At 54.2% G+C, this 13,753-nt stretch carries 12 protein-coding genes and 1 riboswitch; of the genes, 2 read left to right on the plus strand and 10 right to left on the minus strand.

Going from position 1 to position 13,753, the window contains the following annotated elements:
- Window positions 1-142: 142 nt before the first annotated feature.
- Window positions 143-230, minus strand: a riboswitch (cyclic di-GMP riboswitch).
- Between the two features lie 356 nt (window positions 231-586).
- Complete coding sequence (locus NMUL_RS16385; protein ID WP_011381204.1) at window positions 587-1,258, plus strand: PEP-CTERM sorting domain-containing protein; 672 nt, start codon at window positions 587-589, stop codon at window positions 1,256-1,258.
- Between the two features lie 420 nt (window positions 1,259-1,678).
- Here the strand turns inward: NMUL_RS16385 and NMUL_RS09900 are convergent, their stop codons facing one another.
- From NMUL_RS09900 to gspG, 9 genes are all read right to left on the minus strand, one after another.
- The gene (locus tag NMUL_RS09900) at window positions 1,679-2,350 is read right to left on the minus strand and encodes a PEP-CTERM sorting domain-containing protein (RefSeq protein WP_011381205.1); all 672 of its coding nucleotides are present in this window, start codon (window positions 2,348-2,350) and stop codon (window positions 1,679-1,681) included.
- A gap of 173 nt (window positions 2,351-2,523) precedes the next feature.
- Window positions 2,524-4,404: a S8 family serine peptidase gene (locus NMUL_RS09905; RefSeq protein ID WP_011381206.1), complete on the minus strand. Its 1,881-nt coding sequence runs from the start codon at window positions 4,402-4,404 to the stop codon at window positions 2,524-2,526.
- 701 nt (window positions 4,405-5,105) lie between these two features.
- Window positions 5,106-5,597, minus strand: a complete 492-nt coding sequence (locus NMUL_RS09910) for a type II secretion system protein M (RefSeq protein ID WP_011381207.1) — start codon at window positions 5,595-5,597, stop codon at window positions 5,106-5,108.
- Window positions 5,594-6,850, minus strand: a complete 1,257-nt coding sequence (gene gspL / locus NMUL_RS09915) for a type II secretion system protein GspL (RefSeq protein WP_104009629.1) — start codon at window positions 6,848-6,850, stop codon at window positions 5,594-5,596. Before gspL ends, NMUL_RS09910 begins: the two co-directional genes overlap by 4 nt.
- The gene (gspK, locus tag NMUL_RS09920) at window positions 6,847-7,761 is read right to left on the minus strand and encodes a type II secretion system minor pseudopilin GspK (protein WP_011381209.1); all 915 of its coding nucleotides are present in this window, start codon (window positions 7,759-7,761) and stop codon (window positions 6,847-6,849) included. Before gspK ends, gspL begins: the two co-directional genes overlap by 4 nt.
- A 4-nt stretch (window positions 7,762-7,765) precedes the next feature.
- Entirely contained in the window at window positions 7,766-8,386 is a 621-nt protein-coding gene (gene gspJ / locus NMUL_RS09925; RefSeq protein WP_011381210.1) for a type II secretion system minor pseudopilin GspJ, read from the minus strand.
- Window positions 8,387-8,502: 116 nt separating this feature from the next.
- A complete protein-coding gene (gspI, locus tag NMUL_RS09930; protein ID WP_011381211.1) occupies window positions 8,503-8,910 on the minus strand; it encodes a type II secretion system minor pseudopilin GspI in 408 nt (135 codons plus the stop codon).
- A complete protein-coding gene (locus tag NMUL_RS09935) occupies window positions 8,879-9,397 on the minus strand; it encodes a GspH/FimT family pseudopilin (RefSeq protein WP_011381212.1) in 519 nt (172 codons plus the stop codon). Before NMUL_RS09935 ends, gspI begins: the two co-directional genes overlap by 32 nt.
- A 14-nt stretch (window positions 9,398-9,411) precedes the next feature.
- Window positions 9,412-9,858, minus strand: a complete 447-nt coding sequence (gene gspG, locus NMUL_RS09940; RefSeq protein ID WP_167535580.1) for a type II secretion system major pseudopilin GspG — start codon at window positions 9,856-9,858, stop codon at window positions 9,412-9,414.
- Window positions 9,859-10,296: 438 nt separating this feature from the next.
- Between gspG and NMUL_RS09945 the strand changes: the two genes are divergently transcribed.
- The gene (locus NMUL_RS09945) at window positions 10,297-12,135 is read left to right on the plus strand and encodes a multicopper oxidase (RefSeq protein WP_011381214.1); all 1,839 of its coding nucleotides are present in this window, start codon (window positions 10,297-10,299) and stop codon (window positions 12,133-12,135) included.
- Window positions 12,136-12,384: 249 nt separating this feature from the next.
- Here NMUL_RS09945 and NMUL_RS09950 read toward each other — a convergent pair whose 3' ends face one another.
- Complete coding sequence (locus NMUL_RS09950) at window positions 12,385-13,431, minus strand: cyanophycinase (protein WP_011381215.1); 1,047 nt, start codon at window positions 13,429-13,431, stop codon at window positions 12,385-12,387.
- Window positions 13,432-13,753 lie beyond the last annotated feature (322 nt).

The following is a 13,753-nucleotide window of genomic DNA, read 5'->3' on the forward strand; positions in this document are numbered from 1 at the left end:
TAGTTCCTCCTCTTGGGGAGGCGGAACCGCCTAGATAGGCCGGGTGCCGAAAAACGTACTGAGCCGGAGCATCGAGATCCACTCAACACGTTCTAATAGCTTCTCGTCATCCAAAGAATCGACAAGAAAGAAAATGGCATTATCTGGCAGTCCTGCCGTCCTGGGGCCTTGAGCCCGGTAGACCGATGACTTTGCGTCCCCCGCTTTCGCGAGATTTGCCTTTTACAGATTAAAAATTGCAGCGTTATCGTATCTGAACTCCCCAGGGGGTATGGGTGAAGCAACTGCACAAAAATCATTCTGTTCGTTGCTTTATTTAAAGGTGAAAAATGCTGCCGCTCCCGAACCCCGAGGAGATTTCGAAATTTGCAATTCTTGCAAACCAAACTTCCTGCCACTCCGGGTCAAACAGTACTCCTCCTGGTCGAAGAATTTTACATATCACTGCAGAATGGAAGAGCTCGAAGCAAACAAGGCTGATTTTATTGGAGTTTTAATTTAGGCACGAAAATTGCTAAAGAAGCTCCGATAGGCCGAAAACGAAGTTTCGAACCTATCCAACAAAAACTTATCAGGAGAACAAATAATGAAGAGTCATTTGAAGGGAGCGTTTGCTGCACTGGGACTGCTGTCTGTGGCAGGAGGTGCCCAGGCAGCAATTTTCCAAATCGATTTCACTACTGCCGGCGCGTTTTCCGGCACCGCGCCGTCCCAGCCAACAGATCCGAATGCAATTTTTGCGACAGCGACTTTCGACGATCACAACAGCTCCGGGTCGGTGACGCTGACAATGAATGTCTTTAATAATTTGTCCGCTGGCGCTTACGTCAATGACTGGTACTTCAACGTCGATTCGGCGCCATTGAGCGGTATCACCTTTGTGAGCGGAGTGGCCGCGCAGACCATCCAGAACGGAACAGATGCGTTCAAGGCCGATGGCACCGGCGGCAACTTTGATTTCGCATTTCATTTTCCCACCCGCAATCCCGGAGAGTTGGGGCAAGGTCATACGTCCGTATATACCTTGACGGGAGGGGGCATTACTGCCGATTCTTTTAACGCGGTATCGGTATCCGCACCGCCCAACGCGGGTAATGGCGGATATGTCAGCGCGCTCCACGTCCAGGGCTATGGCAACAGTGTCTGGATCGGCACTGACGGCGGGCCACCTTCCAATGAAATACCAGAACCGGCAACGCTTGCACTACTCGGGCTTGGCCTTTTGGGAATCGCGGCAACCAGGCGCCAGAAACGCTAGAGCCTGCAAACAAGACAACTTGCATGATCAAAAACCCCGCTCTCGCGGGGTTTTTGTTATCGATAATATTTACACCTCCTTGCCCGTCAAGCCACGGTAGTGCCCGTAGAGCGAAACCCCGAGGATAAATATTCCGGCGATGCTCTTCCCAATAATCGATATCAACTCCCTCATGCACCCAGGCCTCTCGCGCCCCAGCCTTCATTCATATCGAAAATATTTTCATGCCATATATTATTCCTATTACTATCTCAGCAGCGTTTGATTTGACACATGCTCAAGCGGAACAGCTAGATGTAAAAAAAATCGACAGGGATGGGTGGTAATAACACCGAAATATCCCAGCTTCCGGTTCATCTCTGTCGTTACCCAAAAAAAAGCTCGCCGAAGCGAGCTTTTTAACTGGAATAGCGAATCTGTTTAAGCAAGCCTATTTCTCTGCCTGCGCGATACACCCCATCCCAGCAGCCCCAGCCCGAGAAGGGCAAGCGTCGTCGGCTCCGGAAGCTCTTGCGGCGGCGGACCTCCGAGTTCGGTAGGCCCCAGGCGAACTTGCTGTAAATCAGAAATCCCCGTCATTTGAACAGTACTGTCGATCGTTACTTTCACCATTACCTGGTTATCCAGGGAAAAACCGGTGAAAAAGTTCTGCCCGGAACCACTAAGTGGCTGATTCAAGAAGCTGAAGGTTGTGCCGAACTGATCCAACAGAAAGATGTTGGCAGAACCATCCGCGGCAGCATCAATATTGAACTGGACTTTCGAGAATCCAAGATTTGGATCGACCAAGCCGAAATCGATAAAGTTAAATGAACCATCAGCTGCTTCAATACGCGCCTGCCCTCCCGCCGGAGCAAAAATGTCTTCGTTACTTGTGAATCTGACAAGCTCACCGGTAGTCGGCGGATTGAGCTGTCCGATAACTTCATGATCAAGAGTTGGATCAGGTTGATTAAAAAGTACATTATCCACATCTCCCGAGCCCCCTACCAGTCCTGGGCTTAACTGAAGAGTCGCGAATGTATTTCCTGATAAAAGCACGCCGAGCAAAGCAACTCCGGCGCAGATCTTAAGTTTTCTCATGCCGTTCATGTTATGCCCCTCCCAAGTAAGAAGTTATCTCCCTCGCTTGATCTGAAGCAAGTTGGATGCCAATGAGAAAGTCTATGAAAAACCTCGAGTTTCTTCCATCTTCCCGGAAGGGGTGTAAAAATTTACGACATGTGAACGGGTAATAACATGCTCCTTGCTACTGCTTCTATCGGTTACTTGATCACTGTCACATTCACCGAAGCAGATGCTGTATTGCCCGCCGCATCTCTGGCGACCGTCCAGATAGTGTGTGCTCCCGCGCGCACATTGCTTGGGCGGGTATTCCAGCTATATCCTAACGTACTTCCTTTTCCGGTAGCCTTGAGCACGCCGTCGATGTAGAGCGTACAGGTGATTCCGGAAGCGCCGCTATCATCGCTTGCATTCACGCTGATGGCCACATTGCTGCCCGAAACATTGCCTGTGACCGGATTTACGATCTTCACCTGTGGCGCGGTAGTATCCCTGGCCACCGTTGTCGTTCCGTTTGCCACATTCACCGAGACGGTGGTCGAAGCCTTGGAGTTGCCGGCCGCATCGAATGCATAAGCGGTCAGGTTCGCCATACCGTTGGCTACGCCTGCCGAATCCCAGGTGAAGGCGAACGGCGCCGTGGTGTCGACTGCGACTGTGGTATTGTTGACCCGCAACTCGACACGAGTCACGCCGACGTTATCGCTCGCAGCCACGTTTACGCCGACCAGGCCTGTTACGCTTGATCCGCCAGCAGGGGAAGTGATGGAAACCGCCGGAGCCTGCGTATCTGCTGTCAGCGTGGTGCCGGCGGCGGCCTGTACGGCACGCGCCGCATTCACTCGCCCATAGCCGTAGTAAGGATCGCGCCCTGGCGTTCCAAGATCCACCGCCGTGGAATACAGCAGACTCTCGATCTGGGTATTGGATAATGTCGGCTTTGCCGCCATCATGAGCGCCACCACCCCAGCCGTTACCGGGCTTGAGAACGACGTGCCGGAAACCGCGCCATAGCCGCCACCCTTGGTAGTGCTCCAGATTCCTGCACCGGGAGCCGCGAGAGCAATGTAATTACCATAACTAGACCAGCTCGTCCGTACGTCATTTCCGTCAGTGGCAGAGACAGGAATCATGCTGGTGGTTGCGGCATAATTTTGCTGTACGCCAGTGTTGCCCCCGCTGACAATGACAAGGCCGCCTTTGTTCTTCAGGTATTGCGCCGCACTGCGAGTACTCGCACTGTCGGTCAGTCCGAGAAAGCTGGCATTGGCGACGCGAACCCCGCGGTCTGCCGCATAGATAAGCCCTTGGGAAATCGCACTCCAGGTGGCATACCCATCAGAGCCACTTACCCGGATCGGCATGATCTTCGCCCGTGCCGCCACCGAGGCCACCCCCAGCGCGTTATTGCCTGCCGCTCCCGCCGCACCCGCAACCTTGGTGCCATGCCCGTAAACATCCGATGTATTGGAATTGTTCTCGTAGAAATTCCAGCCTGGCACCAGTTCCGTAGCCAGATCAGGGTGAGTGCTATCGACTCCTGAATCCAGGATGGCGATGGTCACGCCGCTGCCCAGGGAACTGTCCCAGGCGGACGGAGCGCCAATCTTGGGCAAATGCCAGGCGCTGCCATAGTAGGGATCGTTCGGAATGAGCGCGGGTTCGACTTCCTGGTCGATCTCGGCAAACTTGAGCGCCGGATGATGCGCAAGCCTTGCCGCCACCGCCTTCTCGGAGGCATTACCCGGCAAGTCGACGATATACAGATCGCTCTGCCCGATCTTCCTGCCCTTGCCGCCATGTTCGCCCAGAACCTTGGCCAGTTCCTTTTCCGGCAAGCCGGCACGCGGCATGACCAGGATGCGACCCTTCGCCCAGCCAACCGGCTTGTTCATTCCAGGCCCCCTGCCCTCCGGAGGCTCTGCACTGGAAATGACCGGACCCAATCCCAGCAAAACTGCCAGTATCGCCCCTGCAAAACGGCAGCTGGATGAGGCAACCTTTGCGCGTATGTTTGATATGAACCTCTCGGCAAGCCGGGCCGCTACACCGGCCTGCTCTTCCCTCTTGTCGGCGTTCATGTTCGACTCCTTTCTAATTGTGAAAAATCAAGTTCCAAAAAAACAGCAATAAATCTGCCGGTCGTTACGTTCATGACACGTCACTGCGCCTTTCCATAGAAATCTGGAAATAAGCAAGCCAATACTTATCCAATCCGGGGTTGCTGATTGAGATGCACCACTCTGGCCCGAAGCTGGAGTTCCGAGACTCCTGCCGGAATATCAATCGAGCTAGCGGCTCGCGCCGTAGCCTGCAATGGAATGGTCCAGGGAATTAGCTGAAGAAATTTTCTGTGACCTCATGGGCAAATCGAGCTGCCACAAAACAAACTGACAAACTGAATGGGTTCCTGCAGAACAGTGCTCTCTCAAATATTTCTTTTGTTGTTTCCAGTCCCTATCTTTTCCAATAAATGATCAGCTTGAGCCCGTTTGAAGCATTTTTTATGCCAGTCCTGCTTTTTTAGCTAAAACAGACACTTGAGGGGAAGCGGGTTCCCTTTGACCGTCGCCTTCCGGCGACGCAGAAATGAGCGGTAGAGGATAAATTCTTGAGAATAAGGGGATGTGAGTGTCGTTGAAGAACGACGAGACTATGACGGATGAAGTCCGGGGGTAAGGAATATCTCTGGGGATAAGGATTATCTTCTGGCCTAACCGTACCGCTTATCCATTCACAGCTCGCCAAAAAACTCCATAACGGGTCCGGTCGTTATCGGGCGCTACTCTGTAGTGGCACGGACGAATGTTCCCGTCACGGTCACTATTCCCGGTTCGGGCAAGGCTTCAATCCGGCCCTTTTCGAAACGCACGCGCTGTAACTGCATTGCTACAGTCCACTTCAGCCAGTCCGCGAAGGGCACAGCCTTAAACGTGACCTGGACCTGATCATCCCCCAGTGCATCAATGCCATTCAAAGCATGAGAAAGTCCGAGGATGTCTGCCTGGGTTTGCGCGAGCGCATGCAAATCGCCGGATAAGGGGGGCGGAGATGGAGTAACCTTTATACGCTCGTACTCGGCCGCCTGTTGCTCGAACTCTTCCGCCTGGACGCGCAGTTGCGGAAGGTTCGAGCGCAATCGGGTACGCGCCCTGTCCGCCGAGCTGACCAGCCCCAGATAAAGTCCCGCGCTCAAAATCATTCCCAATATTGTGATGACCCGCCGCTCCCGGGGAGAGCGTGATTCCCATGCTTTCCGCAGCTGTTTCCTCACGGAGTCGTCACCACGAGCACAACGATTCCGGCACCCCCGTCTGTCGGTGCCGGGTTGATATCGACACTCAGATCGTTTTCCCGCAACCGGGCGGCAATACGGTTCGCGAGTCCTTCCTCCGCGGCCAGCTCAAGCGCTATTCTCCCGCTATCATAGGAAATCGCATGCAGACTGCCAGAAGCCAGTTCGCTCAATGCCGGTCCCACTGTTTTGATCATGGGCAAGAAATCGGCCGTATCGGGAACGCCTGCCGCATGCCGCGCTTCGATGAGCTTTCGCCGCATCTGTAGCGCAGGGTCCACTACCGCGACCGCAGCCGGAAATAGGGCGCGAAACCGGGTTTCCATTTGCTGATGCAAGGCACGCTCTTCATTGGCAAGCAATGCCCAGTCAGCGGCAACGGCCAGGGAATGGAGCACCAACGCTGCCGCGCCGATCCAGACTGCCGGGCGCAGACGTGAAAGAAGTCCCCTGAAAGGAGGCCAGCGTCTGTGTTTCTGCAGCAAGCTGATACTGGATTGCTGAGCCCCGCGCCAATCCCAGGTCCCCGCAATGTATACAGGAATGCCGAGCACCCGTTGCCACGCTTCGATATCTGGCGCTGCCGCAGGATTCTTCATGATCTCACCGGCACTCTCCTCAAATGTCATTGCGCCTTCAGGCTCAATTGTATAGAGCGCGATGGATGCCGGTCTCGCTCCATGCCTTTCCGCATCTTCGAGCATGAGATGCAATGACAACGGAGGAGACGCATCGCCTCCGCAATCTGTTGCTCCCCCTTCAAACTCGCCGGTGCGCACAAAACCTTCCCGGCCCTCCCAGGCGAAACTCCATTCTCCCGGCGTCCATGGCAATAACAGTGTTTCGCAGTAAATTTCATCCACTTGGATAGCAGCTGCCTGCAGCGCATCGAGACACTGCGTCAACCTTTTCTTATCCACTGCCGCGAGTATGTCCTCGCCTCCAGCGGAACCGATCCAGCTCACTTGATTAGCCTCAGGCTCACGCAGCATTTCTTCTTCGACCGCAAACGCCAGTACTGACCCAGGCTGCCGCCTCGCAGCGTCAGGTAAGCGAGCCCGTGTGAGCAAAACCTGGGCAGCTGGAATGATCAACTGGACAGAACTCGCGTTTTTCGGCAGATCAGCTATCTGCCCCTCCCCTGTCAAGGGCAATCCATCATCGCCCGTCCATATCCACTGGCAACTCAATGATTCCTCCAGAAGAGGACACCGGATTCTTAGCAGGCTCATGAATATTTACGCCAGACAATAACGGGCCACCCGCCCTCCTCACGGTTAAGGAGGACCACTCCCCCGGCATGGGCTTCGCCGATAACTACACTGAGTGCCGCAAGAAAATAATTGCTACTGGTGCCAATATCGTTTTCCTCCACCGCAGCGCCCTGAGGAAGACGATTGAGAAAATCGGCATGATCACGAAAATGGGCGCGCGCGCGCTGGAAAGTCAATATGCGGGCATTTCCAATTCCCAGACCCTCAACAATGGCAGCAAGCACTTCGGGGGGCGCCGTATTGACATTGACAGTGGTAAAGCTCGGCAGGGCCGTCACGAACGGACGCAAACGCGCGCGGATATCCCTGTTGAAACCGCGAATGCGGGCCAGTTCCGCTACATCGGTCAAGGGCCTGTTGGCAGTAAGGTAAGAAGGGTTCAGCACACTGTAATATTCATCCTCGGCGCCGTGCTGGGGACGAGGTTCGCTGTCCACGTCTATCCAGTCAGCCAATGCATCGGCAAGCGCATCCGGCAAATCGAGCAAGGCCAGCAAGCGCTTGAAGTAAGCAAGCTGTGTCGCACTGATTTTTCCATCGGGAGCCAGGTTGTTCAGATTGAACAAGCCCTGCTGATCGTGGATGTGGCCCGTGAGTTCACCGTTTTCAATGGGCATCGCCGGAATCTGCAATGCCCAGGGTTCGCCCAGGTGATCGACGCTGCCCATCCGGCCATCATCGCTCAGCACAGCGCGGACCCAGTCCACCCCCGCCTTGACCATCGCCTGCGCCTGAACGTAATCCTGCGCAAGCTCGCTTTGCCGTGACCAGATACCCTGTGCGGTAATGATCGCTGTTGCGGTTATCGACGCGAGCGCCACGACACCCATGGCAAGCACGACTGCTACCCCACGTTGTCCTGTTCTCATGATGTCATTGGAAAATACGTTCTATTTCCTCCCCCGAAGCAAGGGCAATGCGCAGGCGCACGGCTTGGGGAATGGAAGAAATCGTAGACACCGGCGCGTCAGGCGCTCCACTTGGCCATGCATTCACCCAGGCACGATTTGCGGTAAGATACTGCAACTCCATTTTTGCCACCCCGCTCAATACCGGATAACGCATGGCAACTGTCCGGGGACCGATGTCGAGACCAGGCCACAACCAAAGCTCGATTTCCCGTTTATCATTCAACTGGTAAGCAATCCGCCGTGCGGCATCCGTTTCTTCGATGGAACCCAGACGACTGAATTCCATGTAAGGCAACAAGCCTCCATCCGGCGCCGCTTTAATCACTCCGCGCCAGGCCGGCAGGACGCCTGAGCCGGTTCGAACCGGACGCGGTATCGCAAGTTGCACATCATGCTCAAACCTTGTGAGGAATAAATCTATGCGGCGCCATTTTTCAGTTTCCCGCCTGACATACTCTTGCGCGTCGAGTATCGCTCCAAGTCCACGATAAGACATCACTGCCAGCAAAGACAGAACAGTCAGCGCAACCAGCAGCTCAATCAGGGTAAATCCCCGGAATCCGGTTTCACGCATGGATTTCATGGAAATGGATTACGAATACCTTCCTCGCCGGGGACACGAAGGCACTAAGTCATAGGAGCGTTGAGCAGCATCTTCCATCCCATATAAGCTGCCATCGTCCTGTTCCGGCAGCTTGCTCACGGATTCCCCGGGACTGCCGGTTGCGCCAGATATCCTGTCAGATGCGCAAGCAGGTGCGATTCCCCAGCAGGCGCAAATACCGAAATATTGGCTCGCCGGAATGAGGGATTTGCGGTTTCGGTAATATCCGCCCGCCACGTGAAATCCATGTTTCCTTGTTTTGCTGTTCCACGATATGTGCCCGGCGACGGCCAGGCGCCGCGGGTACGCTGCTCTGCCAGGAAATTTTCCGCAACCCATCCCGCCAGCAGTCGCGAGCGCAATTCGCCGACAGTGAGCGTGCCCTGCCCTGCAACACGCAATGCGGCCATGAGAGCAACCGCAATGATTGCCAGTGCGACCAGAACCTCAACCAGCGTGAATCCACGGCCTCTACCGCAGCTGCCCGGATATGATTTCATCATTCGGCCTTCCCTCTCCCGGCAATGCCTGCACATCGCCGACCGGAGATCCTGTGACTGTATAGCGCTCCGTCCCAAAAGATATCTTTATGGCATAAGCCGGCATGAAACCGTGAGGATTGAACTCCAGTCGCATAAAATCTGCTGGCGACATCTCGATCAACATGCCCGCGATCTTCATACCCTGCGGAAATGTTCGTTCCCCGAAGAGATCATTGTTACGAATTTCCGACCAACCGGCACCCCATTGATTCCCCCAGAACCGATAGCTTGCGCCGTCTGTTGTCCAGGCGAGAGATCTTCCTGACATACGCGCCTCGGTTCCCGCCAGGTCAAGGAGTTGCGCCAGCCGTTCCGCTTCGACGCGAAGAAGAGCTCGTTCGTCCGGTCGCACGGTGCTGCTGATCAGTCCGGCAAAAAGCCCGATGATCACCAGTGCGACAAGCACTTCGAGGAGCGTGAATCCGCCTCCGGCTTTTATCTCAGTCACGAATCCTGTTGGCCTTACAGGTTCCAGGAGCCGATATCCGCATCGTTACCGTCTCCCCCGCGGGCGCCATCTGCCCCGAAACTGAAAACATCGATTTCGCCGTGAACCCCGGGGTTCAGGTATTGATAAGGGTTGCCCCAGGGATCCTTCGGAAGGCGCTCGACATATCCTCCGGCTTTCCAATTGGGTGGAATCGGTGGATCGGTCGGCTTCGTTACCAGCGCCTGCAATCCCTGTTCAGTCTTGGGGTAGCGATGGTTGTCGAGGCGGTACAGCTTGAGCATCTGCATCAAGCTTGCGACATCCTGTTTTGCTGCGATGATACGCGCTTCGTCAGGGCGGCTGATGATTTTCGGCACCACCATTACAGCGAGAATTCCTAGAATCACGACCACCACCATGACCTCGAGCAAAGTAAAGCCGCTCTGCCTTCCGGGCCGTCCATACTCTGAGGCGATCAAATGGCCTGGAGCTTGTTGTCTTTCAGAGAGTAGATTGGAACCAGATTTCTCCATCATTTTTACGTAAATACCCATCAAAAAACGGACAAAATGGAACGAAGATTACCCAAGAAATTGTTCATTGTCGATTCCGGTTTTGCACCATGGCACGCGCCTCCCGATCTGTCCTCCTAATCCACGTCTCGATGCAGCGCAACATTGGCCTCGCCGATAAAAATTTTCAGCTGCCTCAGGAAGTGACGTCAACAATAATCTCAAAAAAAACATATCCCTTATTCGCCAAACAGGAATAAATTAACGCTCATTTTGCATGTTTAGAATCAGGGAAGCCGGAAAACAAATGACAGACGGGAACAACGCCTGCAGTTGCATCAAGCACGGAATTTTTCATACGTAGCAATTTTCATTATCAAACTTCTAAAGGGGAATACACTTATCATGCCAATATCATCATTAAAGGGCACCTGCATCTACAGATATGTTTCTATCGTCGCCATGGCGGCCCTGTTCCACCCGGGAGTCAGTCTTGCTGGTGGAAACGAAGTCAACTTCTCGCTCACCGATAACCCTGCCCGCTGGTTTGATACCGGCACAACAATTGCCGGCACGCGCTCGCTGGCCGTGGCAAAACCGGGGGTGCGGGTAAATTTTTCAGGGAATTCAAACACGGTTCACACCCGAACCAGCGTAATTTATCCAACAGGCGCAGCGGGTATGCCGTTTAACACCCCGCCAAGAAAAAGCGGAGACAGCGTTACCTTGAAAACCCCCGGTTTGTATGTCTTTACCTGCAGTATCCATCCCTACATGCTAGGGGCCGTCATTGTCGATGACCCGAATACGAGCGGGCTGGATTTGGGGAATTCTATCAGCTTGATCAACGGCATCACGGTTCCAAGCAGCAGTGATCTCGCCACCCGTTTGCTGCACACCTTCTTTGTCGCGACCAATCCGGCAAACTGGCAGAATTACGCCTCCAATACGCCCTGGCACATCACCTATCCAAATGTGGATGTGCGGGTGGACATAGGCGTAGTCAATCTACCTACCGTGCTCAATGCCCGCTATGGGAATGATCGCGCCCTGGAGCCTCTCCAGAATCCGGTCATGCCGGCAGTGGGCGAAGTATGGGTGGCAACGCAGTTCGAAACCGCTTCCGGCAAATCCAAGCCAGGCACGGTCACCGCCGTAAGCGGCGCAACGTGGCAGGTAACTCGAAAGGTCGCATTGCCGTCGATCAACATGAATAACGCGCACAACATGTGGACCGATAGAAATCAGAATGTCATTTACGCGACCCAATGGTTCGACAGTAAATTGGCTGTCTATGACCGACAGACAGGAGCATTGATTCGCAATGTGTCGGTAGGAGAAGCGCCGGCTCATGTGATGACGCGGACGGACACCGACGAGCTTCATATCACAAACAATGGTGATACGCGGACAGACTCGGTCATGGAACTTGCGCCACTTGCCACCGGAGTGGAGCGGCGTATAGATATCGGGCGGGGAAATGCTCATGCCCACTGGATGAGCCATGATGGAAAAAAAATGGTTACCCCGAATGTCCTCACGGGGGATACCACAGAGTATAGCTTCGGCTCGAACAGTGTCGAGTCCATTCTGCCCGCGAGCACCCCCTTTGGGCACCCGCTGGCCACGGGAATGATGCCGGATGCCAGCAAGTATTATGTGGCCAACATGCTGGACAACACGATGACGGTGGTCAACATGAATACTCATGCCGTTATCAAGACCATCAATCTGATTGCCAACTATAACCCGGTTACCGGCGCGATTACCGGTCCTGTAGGCGCTCTGCCGATTCAAACTCCTGTCTCTCCGGACGGCAAAAACATGGTGACCGCCAATATGCTCAGCGGGACCATTACCGTGATCGATACTCGTCCCGGCGTACCAACTTCAGATGCGGTTGTTGCCATGCTTCCATGTGATCCCGGCTGCCATGGCGTGCAATATGGCGCCAAGCAGGGAGGGGGATACTATGCCTATGTTGCGAGCAAATTTTCGAATAGATTACTCGTCGTCGATCCCGATCCAAATGGAGATGGGAATCCGTCGGATGCTGTAATTGCAGGAAAAGTAGGACTTTTCGCGTCTGCCGGAACTCAGCGTGATGCCACCATTACCGGGAATCCGGGGATGGGAGGTCAAGGCGTCCTCCCGGTCCCCGTCATCTACAATGGGTGGGTTCAGAATTTACCTGCCGCATGGAAAAGCCAGTTGACAGCTGCTCAACAGAACCCGGCCCAGTAGCAGCTTGTAAGATTATTACCTGGGGTAGAAAACTCCAGGCAATGGAAAGCGGTGAGATGGCTCGACTGTCTCACCGGCTCTCTGTATTTCCTCCTGTTCACATACTAAAAACTGGGATGCACTCAGGCAAGATTGGCCGCAGCACCTCGACAGAACTACCTAGATGCCACTGCGACAGCCATCGTCACATCACCCATGCGCCACGCAGGCGACATCCTGTTATCTTCGAGGCAGCTGCAGGCACATCGTTCAATAGATTCCACCCCCCAGCTGAGACGAGACCAACACCCCGGTTTCAGCTGAAAGGTCATACCGGGTTGTGCCATTTCCCGGACTCGTCCACTGGCCGAGATGGAATGATCCCGATCCCGAGAGTCTGTCTACCATGACATTGCGGAAAGTCAGAGGCTGGCCGCTTTGACAGACGGTTGGGGCAATTGTGGGCCTTAGAAAATATGCCGAGCCGACACCCAGGCGGATTGCAATGCCATTGTCAATCGCCAACGCGGTTTCGACATCCAGACCAATGCCTCGGGCGGATTCAACGCTCACCCATTGGTCCTGGATGGTACGGGCGAGAAAGGTGAGAAGGCGTCCCATCCGGTCGCGCGTGTCGAGATGCGCATCGGCAATTACCCCATTCAAGCCAGGCGCAGTCAGAAATTCTCGATCGAGAGTCATGCGACGGTTATAAGGATCGGCCAGCGCATCGTCAGAGTACACCGTGCCGTTCAACGCTACGAAGTCAAACTGACCCAGAACTGCAAGTCCCGCGCTGGTGCCCCCGATAGGTGCATTGCGACCAATCAGTTCATTAATCGCCGTTTCGAGCGCAGTTCCTTTCCAGAGATTAATGTAATCACTCTGGTCGCCGCCCGCGATAAACAAAATTTCCGCTTTTTTGATCCGATCGAGCACGAACGGATCGCTGGCGGCCTCACGCGTCTTTATGACCAGTGTCTCGATGGAATCTATACCGCCCATGTCGTAGACATACTGGTTGTAGCCGTCGGCTCCCCGTACACGGATCACCACAAAGTCGCCGCCTCCCGCCTTCTGGATCATCCACTTGAATGCAGCGTCCACATCGGGACCTCCGCCCATCAGGAGAGTTGATGGCGATGGTGGCCTTTGCGGCAGGACAGCATCAACCGCGTTGCCCGTAAGGTAATATTCGTAGCCTTTGGGCTTGGGCTCTGCCAGAACCCCGAAGGTCATGAAGACCACCGCAGAGGCCAGGGCAAGGTGTGCAAAAAGCCGCGGGAAGGATTTATTGGCACAATCTCCGGTATCCATTATCTCCCTCTAAAGAGAAGGATCGGGCTGAACAGGACCGATCACCTGTTTTGTTCGAGTAATGTCATTGGCGCCAAAATGCTTTCAAGCGAAAAGAAGATGAAAACAGGGTTTAATTCCGTCCCGGACAGAGTTCATAAAGGAGTATAAACATGTTTATGTTAGCAGCTATTCAGCTCATACGCTGCCACAGGCAATGTGGAATACACAGGCGCAACTTCGCCAGGCCTCAATACGCTTGAACAAGGTACAATTGCAATCATGAGCAATTCAGCAAAATCTGAGCGATAAAAAGTGACATCACCAAATCTTACTGAATATG

It is taken from the genome of Nitrosospira multiformis ATCC 25196 (assembly GCF_000196355.1).
Classification (GTDB): Bacteria; Pseudomonadota; Gammaproteobacteria; order Burkholderiales; family Nitrosomonadaceae; genus Nitrosospira; species Nitrosospira multiformis.